The 13,744-nt window shown below is 65.3% G+C and carries 15 protein-coding genes and 1 pseudogene; 3 read left to right on the top strand and 13 right to left on the bottom strand.

The window, feature by feature from the left end:
* Nucleotides 1-4 precede the first annotated feature (4 nt).
* The 12 genes and pseudogenes from ABGV18_RS04250 to speE all read right to left on the bottom strand — a co-directional run bounded on the left by ABGV18_RS04250 (nt 5) and on the right by speE (nt 10,036).
* Entirely contained in the window at nt 5-541 is a 537-nt protein-coding gene (locus tag ABGV18_RS04250) for a F0F1 ATP synthase subunit delta (protein WP_396584956.1), read from the bottom strand.
* 16 nt (nt 542-557) lie between these two features.
* Nucleotides 558-1,028 (bottom strand): F0F1 ATP synthase subunit B, encoded by a 471-nt coding sequence (locus tag ABGV18_RS04255; protein WP_396584957.1) that lies wholly within the window; start codon nt 1,026-1,028, stop codon nt 558-560.
* A 98-nt stretch (nt 1,029-1,126) separates the two neighbouring features.
* The gene (atpE, locus tag ABGV18_RS04260) at nt 1,127-1,414 is read right to left on the bottom strand and encodes a F0F1 ATP synthase subunit C (RefSeq protein WP_125198247.1); all 288 of its coding nucleotides are present in this window, start codon (nt 1,412-1,414) and stop codon (nt 1,127-1,129) included.
* A gap of 53 nt (nt 1,415-1,467) precedes the next feature.
* Nucleotides 1,468-2,286 (bottom strand): F0F1 ATP synthase subunit A, encoded by an 819-nt coding sequence (gene atpB, locus ABGV18_RS04265; RefSeq protein WP_396584958.1) that lies wholly within the window; start codon nt 2,284-2,286, stop codon nt 1,468-1,470.
* 25 nt (nt 2,287-2,311) lie between these two features.
* Nucleotides 2,312-2,710 carry an ATP synthase subunit I gene (locus ABGV18_RS04270; RefSeq protein ID WP_396584959.1) on the bottom strand — a complete coding sequence of 133 codons (399 nt, stop codon included), beginning with the start codon at nt 2,708-2,710 and terminating at the stop codon, nt 2,312-2,314.
* Nucleotides 2,711-2,715: 5 nt separating this feature from the next.
* Nucleotides 2,716-3,015, bottom strand: coding sequence for an AtpZ/AtpI family protein (locus ABGV18_RS04275; protein ID WP_396584960.1), 300 nt, complete (start codon nt 3,013-3,015; stop codon nt 2,716-2,718).
* 171 nt (nt 3,016-3,186) lie between these two features.
* The gene (locus ABGV18_RS04280) at nt 3,187-4,068 is read right to left on the bottom strand and encodes a ParB/RepB/Spo0J family partition protein (RefSeq protein ID WP_396584961.1); all 882 of its coding nucleotides are present in this window, start codon (nt 4,066-4,068) and stop codon (nt 3,187-3,189) included.
* Nucleotides 4,069-4,095: 27 nt separating this feature from the next.
* Nucleotides 4,096-4,923, bottom strand: a complete 828-nt coding sequence (locus ABGV18_RS04285) for a ParA family protein (protein WP_396580787.1) — start codon at nt 4,921-4,923, stop codon at nt 4,096-4,098.
* Nucleotides 4,920-5,585, bottom strand: coding sequence for a 16S rRNA (guanine(527)-N(7))-methyltransferase RsmG (gene rsmG, locus ABGV18_RS04290; RefSeq protein WP_396584962.1), 666 nt, complete (start codon nt 5,583-5,585; stop codon nt 4,920-4,922). The genes ABGV18_RS04285 and rsmG overlap by 4 nt, the downstream gene beginning before the upstream one ends.
* Nucleotides 5,586-5,589: 4 nt before the next feature.
* Entirely contained in the window at nt 5,590-7,470 is a 1,881-nt protein-coding gene (gene mnmG / locus ABGV18_RS04295; protein ID WP_396580785.1) for a tRNA uridine-5-carboxymethylaminomethyl(34) synthesis enzyme MnmG, read from the bottom strand.
* Nucleotides 7,471-7,581: 111 nt separating this feature from the next.
* A pseudogene (locus tag ABGV18_RS04300) lies at nt 7,582-9,067 on the bottom strand (tRNA sulfurtransferase).
* Between the two features lie 117 nt (nt 9,068-9,184).
* Entirely contained in the window at nt 9,185-10,036 is an 852-nt protein-coding gene (gene speE, locus ABGV18_RS04305; RefSeq protein ID WP_396584963.1) for a polyamine aminopropyltransferase, read from the bottom strand.
* 384 nt (nt 10,037-10,420) lie between these two features.
* Here speE and ABGV18_RS04310 point away from each other — a divergent pair, with 384 nt between their 5' ends.
* Nucleotides 10,421-10,663, top strand: a complete 243-nt coding sequence (locus ABGV18_RS04310; protein WP_396584968.1) for a cold shock domain-containing protein — start codon at nt 10,421-10,423, stop codon at nt 10,661-10,663.
* On the opposite strand, the gene ABGV18_RS04315 is transcribed toward ABGV18_RS04310, so the two are convergent.
* Nucleotides 10,650-11,615 carry a LysR substrate-binding domain-containing protein gene (locus tag ABGV18_RS04315; protein ID WP_396584964.1) on the bottom strand — a complete coding sequence of 322 codons (966 nt, stop codon included), beginning with the start codon at nt 11,613-11,615 and terminating at the stop codon, nt 10,650-10,652. The genes ABGV18_RS04310 and ABGV18_RS04315 overlap by 14 nt on opposite strands.
* A 182-nt stretch (nt 11,616-11,797) precedes the next feature.
* On the opposite strand from ABGV18_RS04315, the gene trxA reads away from it, so the two are divergent.
* On the top strand, nt 11,798-12,124 hold the full coding sequence (gene trxA / locus ABGV18_RS04320) for a thioredoxin TrxA (RefSeq protein WP_396584965.1): 327 nt from the start codon (nt 11,798-11,800) through the stop codon (nt 12,122-12,124).
* 321 nt (nt 12,125-12,445) lie between these two features.
* Nucleotides 12,446-13,705: a transcription termination factor Rho gene (gene rho, locus ABGV18_RS04325; protein WP_396584966.1), complete on the top strand. Its 1,260-nt coding sequence runs from the start codon at nt 12,446-12,448 to the stop codon at nt 13,703-13,705.
* Nucleotides 13,706-13,744: the final 39 nt, after the last annotated feature.

Consider the following 13,744-nt stretch of genomic DNA (forward strand, 5'->3'; position numbering starts at 1 on the left):
CTCCTTAGCGACTCATTTGTACGGCAAGATGCTCGAGCTCTCCGCGCATCGATCCGTCGATCAGAAGGTCACCGGCACGGATAACCGCGCCACCGATGAGGTCTTCGTCGACGGTTGTTTCGAGCTCCACGGTGCGATCGAGTCGCTTGCCGAGCGCTGTTTTGATTTGGTTCGACTGCTCGTCGGTCAGGGGCTTGGCCGAGACAACGGACGCAACGATCCGACGCTCCGCTTCGGCACGCAGCTTTTCGAACTCCGCGGCGACCTCCGGGAGGATGTCGAGACGGTCGTTCTCGCCCAGCAGACGCACGAGATTGAGCGCCTGCTTGTCGACGGCGTCCTCGACCACCTTGACGAACCCGGCGACCCGGGCGTCACGGCTGCGCGAGTCGTCGCCCAGAAACGCGACCATGTCGGGGTTCTGGGCCACGGCGGCCAGTCCGGCAAGGGTCTCGGACCAGTGCTTGGCCTGCGCGGCATCCGCGCTCAGGTCTTGCACTGCCTTCGCGTACGAGATCGCGACTGTGGTGTTCTCAGACATAGGGCCTCCGCTTTCGTTAGATCCGAGCGATCAGATCTGAGATCGCGGATGCGTGGTCCTTGTCCGTCACCTCGCGCTTGAGGATGCGCTCGGCACCCGTGGCGGCCACGTCGGCCACCTGGGTACGGAGCTCTTCCTTGGCGCGATTGACCTCGCGGTCGATCTCGGCATTAGCCTGCGCAACGACGCGCTCGGCCTCGGTCTTGGCGTTGTTACGCGCCTCTTCCAGGATCTGGTTCGAACGAGAATTCGCCTGAGCGATGATGTCGTTCGCCTTGTCCTTGGCCTCGCGCAGCAGCTCGGTCGAGCGCTCCTGGGCCAGTTTCAGCTCGTGCTTGCCACGCTCGGAAGCGGACAGGCCGTCAGCAATCTTCTTGCGGCGTGCTTCCATCAGGGCAGAAAGCGGCGCCCACAGATATTTGTTGACCAGCCAGACCATCAGCACGAAGGCGATCAGCTGAGCAAGCAGTGTGATCGAAATACTCACAATATCCCCTCGCGTAAATACGGATTGGGTTTCCGGTCAGCATGACGCGGCGGATCGAACCGCCGCGCATGCCAAATCGATGTCACGAAGGACGCGATTTAAAGGGCGCCAATCGCGGCGGTCAGGGCACCAACGAACGGGTTGGCGAACAGGAACCACATCGCGAACGCAAGGATGATGAACGGAAAGGATTCCATCAGACCGGCGAAGATGAACATGTTGGTCATCAGTTGCGGACGCATTTCCGGCTGCCGCGCGATGCCCTCGAGGGTCTTGGAACAGATCAGGCCCCAGCCGATGGCCGAGCCGAGGCCGGCGGCAGCGAGGATCACACCAACGCCAACTGCGGTGTAGGCATAGATGGTAGCGAGCATATCGGGGGTCATAGCTTTTTCTCCTAATCAGAAAAACAAAGGGTCAAAGGAAACTCGGGTCGGGCTCAGTGGTCATCCAAGGTATGCGCCATACCGATGTAGACAATCGTGAGCACCATAAAGATGAACGCCTGCAGCGTGATAACCAGGATGTGGAAGGCGATCCACGCCATGTCCAGCACGACCTGCAGCGGGAACCAGATGAGCAGGCTGGCGCTGATGCTCGCGCCCAGCGTCAACAGGGCGATCAGCAGGAAGACCAGCTCACCGGCAAACATGTTGCCGAACAGACGCAGCGCGAGACTGATCGGCTTGGCAAGCTCGTCGATCGTGGTCATCACGATGTTGATCGGGATCAGGAACTTGCCGAAGGGATGGAACAGGAACATCTTGATGTACCCGCCCAGGCCCTTGACCTTGATGCTGTAGTAGATGGTCAGGGCGAACACGAACAGCGCCATAGCGAGCGTGGTGTTCAGGTCGGTGGTGGGAACCACCTTAAGGTATTCCACACCCAGGCCGGAGGCGATCGCCGGCAGCAGGTCGACGGGGATCAGGTCCATGAAGTTCATGAGCCAGACCCACAGCAGGATGGTCAGCGCCAGCGGGGCGATGATCTTGGGCGCCCGACTGCCGAAGGAATCCCGGATCTGCTCGTCGACGAACTCCAGGATGCCTTCGGCGGCATTCTGCAGGCCGTTGGGCGTTTCCGCACGCAGGCCTCGGCCGATGCGCATGGCCACGAACACGATCAGCGCACCCAGCAGGACGCTGAAGAAAATCGTGTCGATGTTCAGCGTCCAGAAGCCCTCGCCAACTGAGAGGTTGGTCAGGTGATGCTGGATATATTCAACCGGGCTACCGCCCGCATTCTCCGTAGCCACTATCGCTAACTCCTCAAGCTTGAAATCAATCTGTTGTCTGGCCGGTCGGACGTCCAGAGTCCTGACCGCGGGCCGCCAGGACGCCGGCGATCATGGCGACCACGAAGGCCCCGACCATGAATCGCGCGTCCAGCTTCAGCAGCCCGAGTCCGACCGCCATCAGGGCAAGCAGCGCGACAAACCGCACCGCGGCCCCGAGATACATCGTGTTCATACTTTGCTGCGGTGACTCCACCGCCAGCTCGGTGGCCCGCGCCATGGATCGGCGGAGCATCCAGGCCAGCAGCATCGCTACTGCCACCCCACCCGCAGCCGACACCGCCGCGTGCGGCGAGTGCAGCAGGGCCAAGCCTGCAGCCAGCGCCAGGACGATCAACTGGATCGTCACCACGCGCCGACCGCGGCGGGTGATCGCTTCGGCCATGCGACTCACGGGCGCTGCGAGTCCTTTTTGTCGGATTCGTCACGCCCGGTGGCCAGCAATGTCTTCTTCGCATTGCGCATGCCGGCGACAAACCCCAGGGCGCCGAGGATCAGCATGAAGATCGGCGCCGTCTCCAGCCAGCTATCCAGCAAAAACCCGAGAAAAAGCCCGGCAATGATGCTGGAGGCGAACATGTTCCCCGCACCCACCTGAAGCAGGCCCTTGAAGCGCGAACTCCAGTAGCCGCCCTGACCCTTCTGGTCGGTGTCGGTGGGCGTCTTGTCGGGATCGTTCATGGTGTTCATGGGCCCAAAAATTGGCGATCAGTGTAGCGACTCGCTCATCGAACGACAAGCAATGATGCCATGGCCGGCTAAGGAACCTGACAGTCGATCAATTTCGGCCCATCGGCTGTCTGCACATGGAGGAGAGATGCCCGCGTTTGAGCGAGTACGCCCGCTCAAAACAGCACCACCTCAATCCACCTCGGGGCGTCCGACACCAGCGCGCCCGACCAGGCGCTCGATCAGGCCGTCGAGCTGATCGAGGCTGTCAAAGCCGACCACCACCCGCCCTTTGCCGCGGCGATTGGCCTGAATGGTCACGGCCGTGCCGAGCGCCTCGCCCAGCCGTCGCTCGAGGGCGCGGGTATCCGGATCATCACCATTCTCGGAGACTGGGTCGGTGGATTTGAGGTAGCGGCCGACCATCGACTCGACCTGCCGCACGGTCAGCGTGCGCGAGACCACCTTCTCGGCAATGCCGGCCTGTTCCTTTTTCGGCAGGACGGCCAGGCTGCGCGCATGGCCAGCCTCGATCTTGCGCTCGCGCAACAACTTCTGCACCGGGGCGGCCAGCTCAAGCAACCGCAGGGCATTGCTGACCGCCGGGCGCGAGACCCCGAGCACGTCGGCGACCTGCTGGTGGGTAAGTTCGAATTCCTTGACCAGCCGCTGCATCGCCTGCGCCTGCTCGATGGCGTCGAGATCCTCGCGCTGGAGATTCTCGATCAGCGCCATGGCGGCCGCCTGGTTGTCGTCGATCTCGCGAACGACGGCCGGGATATGATCGAGGCCGGCCTGCTGCGCGGCGCGCCAGCGGCGTTCGCCGGCGATCAGTTCGTATTCGCCGGAACGGCGGCGCACCACCACCGGCTGGATCACGCCCTGGGCGCGAATGGAGTCGGCCAGCTCGGTCAGGGCGGCCTCGTCGAAACGGGTGCGCGGCTGGAACGGGTTGGGACGGATGAGATCGACCGCCAGATCACGCAGCTGCGCGCCGGCCTGTTCGGCGGGACGCTCCGCGGTGCCCAGCAGGGCATCCAGACCGCGCCCCAATCCCTTGCGTTTCGTGCTCATGCAAATACGCCTCTGTGTCCCGGTTCGTCAGCCACGTTCCCGGCCGGGAACCCCTTGCCGCAGGGCGGCCGGCTTGGAGAGCTTGCCGCGCTTGCGAGCCCGCTTGACCAGTTCGCGGGCCACGTCGGCATGCGCCTCGGCGCCACTGGAGTTCTTGTCGTAGAACATGGCCGGCAACCCGTGGCTGGGCGCCTCGGCCAGGCGCACGTTGCGCGGCACCAGCGCATCGAAGACACGGTCGCCGAAGTGCTGGCGCAACTGCGCGCTCACGTCCTGGGCGAGGCGGTTGCGCGCATCATACAGTGTGCGCAGCACCCCGGCGATGCCGAGATCCGGGTTCAGCGCGACCCGCACCTGCTCGATCGTATCCAGCAGGGCGGAGAGTCCTTCGAGGGCGAAGTATTCGCACTGCACGGGGATCAGCACATCGTCGGCCGCGGCCAGGCTGTTGATGGTGAGGGTGTTCAAGGCCGGCGGGCAGTCGATCAGGATGAAGTCGTAGTCGTCGACCAGCGGCGCAAGCGCCTGGCGCAACTTGGTTTCGCGACCGATGCGCGTGACCAGCTGGAACTCGGTGCCGGCCAGGTCGATGGTCGCGGGCAGCAGGTCGAAGCCGCCCGGGTCGGTCGGCAGTATCGCCTCGGCCACGCCGATTTCCTCGAGCAACACTTGGCCGACGTGACGCTCGATCGAGCGCTTGTCGTAGCCGGAGCTGACGGTGGCGTTGCCCTGCGGGTCCATGTCGACCAGCAGCACGCGCCGACCAAATGCCTGCAGGGCCGCGGCCAGGTTGACCGCCGTGGTGGTCTTGCCAACGCCGCCCTTCTGGTTGGTAATCGCCAGCACCCAGCTCATGCAGCACCCGCCCGTTCGACGACCAACAGGTGGCGTTCGGCATCGAGGTCGGGAATATCCAGTGCGTGCCTGGCGGTGACGACAAACCCATCCGGCAGGGCGTCGAGCTCCTGCGGATCGAGCCGACCCTTCATGGCATACAGGCGCCCGCCATCCGCGAGCAGCGGGGCGCCGAGCCGAACGAAATCGGCCAGTGCGGAAAACGCCCGCGAGATCACGCAATCAAACCGATCGGCCGGATCGAGGTGCTCGACGCGTTCGCGTCGCACGGTGACGTTGCCCAGCCCCAGCTCGCGCTGGGCGGCCATGGCGAAACGCGTCATCTTGAGATTCGAGTCGACCAAGGTGACCTCACTGTCGGGGCGACAAACCGCCAAGATCATACCCGGTATGCCCGGACCACTGCCAATGTCGAGCAGCCGCGGACAGGCCGGCAGGTGGGGGAGCACCGCCAGGGAATCGAGCAGGTGGCGCATGACCATCGACTCGGGATCGCGCACCGCGGTGAGGTTGTAGGCGCGGTTCCAGCGGGCGAGCAGCTCGAGATAATCGATCAGGCGCCGCCCCACGTCCGGCTCAAGCGAGAGCCCGAGCCGATGCACGCCATCGAACAACTGGTGCTCGAGCCGGTGGCGTTGCTCGTCGGATAGCGCCGCGGGCATGCGATCAGGCCGAGCGGGCCAGCTGGCCGCGGCGCTTGAGGTGCACCAGCAGCAGGGACACCGCCGCCGGGGTCACGCCCGGGATGCGCGCGGCCTGGCCAACCGTGGCCGGACGCTGCTGGCTAAGCTTGTCGCGCACCTCGTTGGACAACCCCGGGATCTCGGCGTAGTCGAGCTCGGCGGGGATCGCCTCCTGCTCCTGCTTGACCGAGCGGGCGACCTCGTCGCGTTGCCGGTCGATGTAGCCGGCGTACTTGGCCTCGATCTCGAGTTGCTCGATCACCGCCGGGGCGGGCATGGAGGCAGGCGCCAGTTCGTCGACCGCGGCGATGGCAGAGTAATCGAGCTCGGGTCGGCGCAGCAGGTCGAGCGCGGTGACGTTGCGCGAGATCGACCCCTCGAGCTTGTCCGCGGCCGGGTGCCCCGGGTGGACCCAGATATCACCCAGCCGGGCGCGCTCGACCTCGATCGCCTCCAGCTTCTCGTTGAAGGCCCGCCAGCGGCGCTCGTCGACTAGGCCCAGCTCACGACCAATCGCGGTCAGCCGTTGGTCGGCATTGTCCTCGCGCAGCATCAGGCGGTATTCCGCCCGGCTGGTGAACATGCGGTAGGGCTCGAGCGTGCCCTGCGTGGTGAGATCGTCGACCAGTACGCCGAGATAGGCCTGGTCACGGCGCAAGGTGAGCGGATCACGATCGAGCACGCGCGCCGCGGCGTTGGCCCCGGCCATCAGCCCCTGCGCGGCGGCCTCCTCGTAGCCGGTGGTGCCGTTGATCTGCCCGGCAAAGAACAGGCCGTCGATTGCCCGGGTCTCGAGCGTGGGCTTGAGGCCGCGCGGATCGAAGAAGTCGTACTCGATCGCGTAGCCCGGGCGCGTGATGTGCGCGTTCTCGAAGCCGCGTATCGAACGCACCAGTTCCAGCTGCACATCGAAGGGCAGGCTGGTGGAGATGCCGTTGGGATAGACCTCGTGCGTGTCCAACCCCTCGGGCTCGACGAAGATCTGGTGCGAATTCTTGTCGGCGAAGCGGTGGATCTTGTCCTCGATCGACGGGCAATAGCGCGGGCCGATGCCCTCGATCTCGCCGGTAAACATCGGCGAGCGATCGAGTCCACCGCGAATGATCTCGTGGGTGCGCTCGTTGGTGTGCGTGATGAAGCAGTCGACCTGGCGCGGGTGCTCCTCCGGCGAGCCCATGAAGGAGAACACCGGCGTGGGCGTGTCGCCCGGCTGGGCCTGCATCTGGCTGAAATCGAGGCTGCGGCCATCGAGGCGCGGCGGCGTGCCGGTCTTCAGTCGCGCCACTCCCAGGTCGAGCGAGCGCAGGGTGTCGGCCAGCTTCTTCGCCGGCGGGTCGCCGGCACGACCGCCTTCGGAACGCTCCAACCCGACGTGGATCTGCCCGGCGAGAAACGTACCCGCGGTCAGAACCACCGACTCGCCCAAGAATTCGATGCCGCCGGCGGTGCGCACGCCCGTGACGCGATCGCCATCGAGGATCAGGTCGTCGACGGCCTGCTGGAAGATAGTCAGGTGCGGCTGGTTTTCCAGCATGTACCGGACGGCGGCCTTGTAACGCACGCGGTCGGCCTGGGCACGGGTGGCCCGAACGGCCGGCCCCTTGCGGGCGTTAAGGGTGCGGAACTGGATGCCGCCGAGATCGGCGGCGTGCGCCATCGCCCCGCCCAACGCGTCGATTTCCTTGACCAGGTGGCCCTTGCCGATCCCGCCGATGGCGGGATTGCAGCTCATCTGGCCGAGCGTCTCGACGTTGTGGGTGACAAGCAAGGTTTCCACGCCCATGCGCGCGGACGCCAGCGCCGCCTCGGTGCCGGCATGGCCGCCGCCGATGACAATCACCGGGAATCGATCTGGATAACGCATGGAAACCTCCTGCCGCCAACACGGCTAATCACCCCCGGCACGAAATGGGGTACGGCGAGGGCGCGGCAGTATAACGGAAACCGCTGTCAAATCCAGCAGTTATCCCCGCCATCACGCCGCGCCGACCACCTCCGGATCACCGCGCTCGAAGGCCCGGCGCAGGCGACTCACGCCACCACGAAACGCGCGGGCATCGAAGCCGGCGCGCTGCATCCGCTCGGCAAGCAGCGGCGCGTTCGCCCCGCGCAGGCAGTAAAGCAGGTAGGGGCGATCCCGCGGCAGTGACTCGAAGCGCCGCGCGAGCTCGTCCGGCGGGTAATTGACCGCGCCGGGCAGGTGCCAGTCACGAAAACGCCGTGGCGGCTGGCAGTCGATGATCTGTGCATCGGCCGGGATGACATCGGCGAGGATATCGGGTTCAGTCAGATCCTCCACCGTCAACGCGGCGAGATCAATCTCGCGCGCCTCGGCCTCCGCCTGCTCGAGCAGCGTCTTGTCGAGCTGTGCCTCCTCGCGCTCGATGCGCCCGCGCCGACTGGCCACCAGCGGCTTGCTGTTCGACAGGGCGCAGAATTCGGGCACGCCCTCCGAGAGTTGGTAGGTGCCGATCCGGCGGGCGAGCGTCATGATCTCGCTCTTGTCGAAGCCGATCAGCGGTCGCAGCACGGGCAGCCCACTGGCCGAATCGATGCTGTTGAGGTTTGACAGGGTCTGCGAGGAGACCTGCGAAAGCGCCTCGCCGGTGACCAGCGCCTGGGCGCCGATGCGGTGGGCGATGGCTTCGCCGGCGCGATACATCAACCGCTTGAGGACCACCTGCCACACCTCGCCCGGCAACCGCTCACGCATGTCGGCGACCACCGGCAGGAAATCGACCACGAACAGCCGCGGGCGGTCGCCGATGGCCCAGTCGCCGGCCAGCCGGTGGGTGAGGCGCGCCACCATGTTCTCGTGGATCGCCCCACCGAGGTTGCAGAAGACGTAGTCGTTGCCCACGCCGCGGCGCATGGTGTACCAGGCGGCCACCGCCGAGTCGAAGCCGCCGGACATCAGCGTCACCGCGCGGTCCTGCACCCCCAGCGGCACCCCGCCCGGCCCGGGTTGGCGCCGGGTGAAGACCCAGGCGCCCGCCTCGACCAGATCGATCTCGACCCGCACCTCGGGCCGATCGAGATTGACCGTGCCGAACGGGTTGAGTGCCGCGCCCACCTGGCGTTCGACCTCACGGGTCGACAGGTGCGCGCCGCCATGGCGCTTGCAGCGCACCGCGTAGGTCCGTCCGCGCACGATCTCGGCAAAGCGCGTTCGCGCCGCCTCGACCAGCGCCGCCACGGTCGGCTCGACCACCGCCTCGACCGGCGAGTAGGAGGCCACGCCGAAGACGCGCTCAAGTCGTTCGGCGGCCACCTCGATCTCGCGGGTGCGCAGCAACAGCCGCCCCTGGTCGACGCGAAGCTCGTGCGGCACGCCGTCGAGGGCCACGCGCAGGTTGTTCATCTAGGATGTTGCGAAAGCGGCGGCGCGTCGGCCCCGACTTCAACTGCATTTCCGGGGCGGGCCGGACGATGATCAATTCAGGCCAGTCGGTTTCGGTCATAAACAGGTCAGGGTCTCGGAGCGAATGGAGCCAATGGCCGCGCCCCGCTTGCGCGAGGGGCACAGCCTGTGGACGGGGCAAGGCGAGCGAAGTGCCCGGGCCGATCAGGCGGGGCGATCAGACGTCGCCGAGCGCCTCCTGCATGAAGGGCGGGATGGCCAACAGACCGCGGTGCAACTCGCTGCGGTAAAAGCGGGTGGCGACATCAGCAGCCAGCGGGCGAATCTCGTCGAGCGAGCCGGTCTTGCGTGCCAGGGTGCCGGTGATCGAGCCCCCCGGATAGACCGGCTGCGGGAACAGTAGCGAGCGACGCTCGGCGAAGCCGGCATCCCGCATCGCGCGGTGGTAATCGATCATCAACGGCATGTGATAGAACGGTGATTCGCTCTGCCCGACCATGATGCCGTCGTCGCGCAACACGCGGTGGCAGTCGGCCAGGAAATCCGGGCCAAACAGGCCGGTGCCCGGACCGATGGGATCGGTCGAATCGACGATGATCACGTCGACGCTCGCGGTCGGCGCGTTACGCATCCAGGCCACGCCATCCTCGAAGCGCAGGTCCACGCGCGGGTCGTCGTTGTGGGCGGTCAGCTCCGGGAAGAAGCGCTCGGCGGCCCGGGTGACTGCCTCGTCGATATCGATCTGCACCACCGACTCGACTTCGCGGTGCTTGAGCACCTCGGTCAGCGTGCCGCAGTCACCGCCCCCGATGATCACGACGTGGCGCGGGGCCGCATGGGTCTGCAGCGCCGGGTGCGACATCATCTCGTGGTAGACGAAGTTCTCCAGCGACGAGAGCATCATGACCCCGTCGAGCCGCATCAAATTACCCCAATGTTGGGTGCGCCAGACCTCGAGGTGCTGGTAGGGCGTCTGCTCGTCGAGCAGTTTTTCCGTGGCGCGAATACCGAAGCGCGCCCCCATCTCCTCGACCGTCTCGTCGACCCACTGATACGGCTTGCCGGACATGACCCCCTCCCGTGATTCGCCTCGCCCCGACCCGATTCGGGGCCTCAGGCATGAGGCAAATGTGACAGAATACCAGCCGCGAGCCCCCGCGTGATTGATGACATCCGGCCTATATCCCGCCGGAACGGTTTCACGGTGGGCCGTCCTCTCGAATAACGACACACAATCAACACGGAACCTATCCCACCCATGAAAACCTGGCAGGACTCTCGACTTACCGCCTTTATCGTCACCCTCGGACTCGCCTTCATCGGCGCATTGGCCATCGGCCAGATCTACGACTACATCGACCAGCGGCTGCTGCAGTTTCTCGTCTCGGCGGCCGTCATACTGATCATCTCCCTGCTGGCCGGGTGGCTCGCCCCGCGTTCCGCCACATCCAGCCTGCGCCCCAAGGAAGTCGCGGTTGAGCACGAACCGGTCCGCGAGGCCGGCAAGGTCAAGTGGTTCAACATCGACAAGGGCTTTGGCTTCATCATCCGCGACAACGGCGAAGACCTGTTCGTCCACTTCCGCGCCATCAACGATGGCGGCGCGTCGCGCCTCGACGAAGGCCAAAAGGTCGAATACCAGATCGGTCAGGGCCGCAAGGGCCCGCAGGCCGAAGAGGTCGTCATTCTCGACTGACCGCATCGCCATCGACCTGGCCGCCCAGCGGCTCACAACAGGCCGGCAGGGTCTCGCGAATCGACTGCGCCAACACCTCCACGGCCTGCGGCCGCGAAAAACGCCGGCGGCTGGCCAGCGCAATGTCCCGGGTGGGCGTATCACTGGCAAACGGCAGGTAGCGCACCAACGCCTGCGTGCCCTCGTCCTGCGCCCAGGTCGAGGCGCAGGGCAGCACGGTGATGCCCGCGCCACTGGCGACCATCATGCGCATCGTTTCCAGTGAGCCGCCTTCCAGTGTGCGCTGCAATCGGCCGAACGCCCGGCCGTCGTTGCAGCGCGGGCAGACGCCCAGTACCTGGTCCCGAAAGCAGTGCCCCTGGCCGAGCAGCAGCAAATCGTGCTCGGCCAGTTGGTCGGGCTCGATCGCCTCTTGCCCGGCCAGGGGATGACCGACCGGCACCGCCACGGTGAACGGCTCCCGGTAGACGGGCTCGACCACCACGCCCGGCACCTCGAACGGCAGGGACAACACCACTACATCCACTTCGCCGCGCTCGAGCTGTTCGGCCAGGTCGGCGGTCAACCCCTCGGTGATCTCGATCGCCATCCTCGGGGCCAGTTGATGCAACCGGCCGATCAGGCGGGGCAGGAGGTAGGGACCGACCGTGTGGATCAGTCCCACGCGCAAGGGAGCGGCGAGCGGATCACGGCGGGTGTGGGCCAGATCTTCGAGGCGCTCCACCTCGGCAAGCACCCGCTCGGCCTGCTCGATGATCGCGCGGCCCTCGGCGGTGACCTGCACCTCGGAGCGACTGGCGCGTTCGAATATCTGCACCTCGAGCGAGGATTCCAGCCGCTTGACCCCGACGCTCAGGGTGGGCTGGCTGACGAAACAGCGCGCCGCGGCACGGCCGAAATGCCGCTCGCGCGCGACGGCGACCACGTAGCGGAGCTCGGTCAAAGAGGCCATGGAAGGAGGGTTCCTTTTGCGTCGTCGGGAAGGTCGGGCCATACTCCGTATGTTCGGCACGCCCGAGCGAGCTGCCGAGCGGCAGAATAGCACCGCAAGGCGCAGTCGCTTGAAAAGCGGCGTCAAGGGATGAACAATTGCCCGACAGGCATTAACAGTCACTGATATTTAGGAGTCATGCCGTGAGCGACAACATCGTCTACGTATCCGACGCGGATTTCGAAGCCCAGGTCATCAACAGCGACACGCCCGTGCTGGTCGACTTCTGGGCCGAATGGTGCGGACCCTGCAAGATGATCTCGCCGATTCTCGACGAGGTTGCCGAGGACTATGCCGGCAAGCTCAAGATCGCCAAGGTGAACATCGACGAGAACCCGGAAACCCCGCGCCAAAATGGCATCCGCGGCATTCCGACCCTGATGCTGTTCAAGGGCGGCAAGGTCGAGGGCACCAAGGTGGGTGCGGTATCCAAGTCGCAGCTGACCGACTTCATCGACTCGGCCCTGTAACCACCGGGGACACGGGAACCGACCCAATCTGCGCCGAGCGGGGCCGCCCTGTTTGGCAACTGGTCGGTTCTGTGCCAGAATCCCCGCCAATCAAGGGACTGCTGCACTCCATCCGTCCCGCTCTGCCCGCCCTGAGGTCTTAACGACCCAACGGCTGCAAGTCACTCGGATGCGTTCAGCGACTCCCTGAGACGACACATCCCTTCTGTCGTCCGGCCACACCTCGGTGGCCTACCGATCTCAGCATTTGATTTCTCCTTTCGACATCCCGTTGATTTTCCATCTGTGGCCCGCCGCGGTCCCCACGACGAATCCTCCCGAATGAATCTAACCGAACTCAAGAGCAAGCCCGTTCCGGAACTCATGGATCTGGCCCAGTCGATGGGGCTGGAAAACATCGCCCGGACCCGCAAGCAGGAGCTCATCTTCGCCCTGCTCAAGGCCCACGCGAAAACCGGTGAGTCGATCCACGGTGACGGCGTGCTGGAAATCCTCTCGGACGGCTTTGGCTTTCTGCGAAGCTCCGACGGCTCCTATCTCGCCGGGCCGGCCGACATCTACGTCTCGCCCTCGCAGATACGCCGCTTCAACCTGCAGACCGGCGACTCCATTAGCGGCTCGATCCGCCCGCCCAAGGACAACGAGCGCTACTTCGCGCTCTTGAAGATCGAGAAGATCAACTTCGAGAAGCCCGAGGCCTCCAAGAGCAAGATCCTGTTCGGGGATCTCACGCCGCTGCACGCCGAGCAACGCATGCGGATGGAGCGCGGCAACGGCTCGACCGAGGACCTGACCGCGCGGATCATCGACATCGTCTCGCCGATCGGCAAGGGCCAGCGCGGCCTGATCGTCGCGCCCCCGAAGGCCGGCAAGACGATGCTGCTGCAAAACATCGCGCAGAGCATTGCTCACAACCATCCCGAGTGCGATCTGATTGTGCTGCTGATCGACGAGCGGCCCGAGGAAGTGACCGAGATGCAGCGCACCGTGCGCGGCGAGGTAGTCGCCTCGACCTTCGACGAGCCGGCCCCGCGCCACGTGCAGGTCGCCGAGATGGTGATCGAGAAGGCCAAGCGCCTGGTCGAGCACAAGCGCGACGTGGTGATCCTGCTCGATTCGATCACCCGCCTGGCACGCGCCTACAACACCGTGGTGCCGTCCTCGGGCAAGGTGCTCACCGGTGGTGTGGATGCCAACGCCTTGCACCGCCCCAAGCGCTTCTTCGGTGCCGCGCGCAACGTCGAGGAGGGCGGCAGCCTGACCATCCTCGCGACCGCGCTGGTCGACACCGGCTCGAAGATGGACGAGGTGATCTACGAGGAATTCAAGGGCACCGGCAACATGGAGCTCCACCTCGACCGGCGCATCGCGGAAAAGCGCACCTACCCGGCGATCAATATCAACCGCTCCGGCACCCGTCGCGAGGAGCTGCTTACGGATGCCGAGGAACTGCAGAAGATGTGGATCCTGAGGAAATTCCTCCACCCGATGGGCGAACTCGAGGCGGTGGAATTCCTGCTCGACAAGCTCCAGCAGACCAAGACCAACAACGAGTTCTACGATTCGATGCGCCGCGGCTGACGCAGGCGTTCTTCGCTGAAACAAAAAAACCCCGGCCGG

The sequence above is a fragment of the Guyparkeria halopsychrophila genome, assembly GCF_044582135.1.
Classification (GTDB): Bacteria; Pseudomonadota; Gammaproteobacteria; order Halothiobacillales; family Halothiobacillaceae; genus Guyparkeria.

Bases quoted from the DNA above. Each gene is read 5' to 3' on its own strand.
- ABGV18_RS04250 (WP_396584956.1), bottom strand. From the start codon at position 541: ATGTCTGAGAACACCACAGTCGCGATCTCGTACGCGAAGGCAGTGCAA.
- atpE (WP_125198247.1), bottom strand. From the start codon at position 1,414: ATGACCCCCGATATGCTCGCTACCATCTATGCCTACACCGCAGTTGGC.
- ABGV18_RS04270 (WP_396584959.1), bottom strand. From the start codon at position 2,710: ATGGCCGAAGCGATCACCCGCCGCGGTCGGCGCGTGGTGACGATCCAG.
- ABGV18_RS04275 (WP_396584960.1), bottom strand. From the start codon at position 3,015: ATGAACACCATGAACGATCCCGACAAGACGCCCACCGACACCGACCAG.
- ABGV18_RS04280 (WP_396584961.1), bottom strand. From the start codon at position 4,068: ATGAGCACGAAACGCAAGGGATTGGGGCGCGGTCTGGATGCCCTGCTG.
- ABGV18_RS04285 (WP_396580787.1), bottom strand. From the start codon at position 4,923: ATGAGCTGGGTGCTGGCGATTACCAACCAGAAGGGCGGCGTTGGCAAG.
- rsmG (WP_396584962.1), bottom strand. From the start codon at position 5,585: ATGCCCGCGGCGCTATCCGACGAGCAACGCCACCGGCTCGAGCACCAG.
- mnmG (WP_396580785.1), bottom strand. From the start codon at position 7,470: ATGCGTTATCCAGATCGATTCCCGGTGATTGTCATCGGCGGCGGCCAT.
- speE (WP_396584963.1), bottom strand. From the start codon at position 10,036: ATGTCCGGCAAGCCGTATCAGTGGGTCGACGAGACGGTCGAGGAGATG.
- ABGV18_RS04315 (WP_396584964.1), bottom strand. From the start codon at position 11,615: ATGGCCTCTTTGACCGAGCTCCGCTACGTGGTCGCCGTCGCGCGCGAG.
- rho (WP_396584966.1), top strand. From the start codon at position 12,446: ATGAATCTAACCGAACTCAAGAGCAAGCCCGTTCCGGAACTCATGGAT.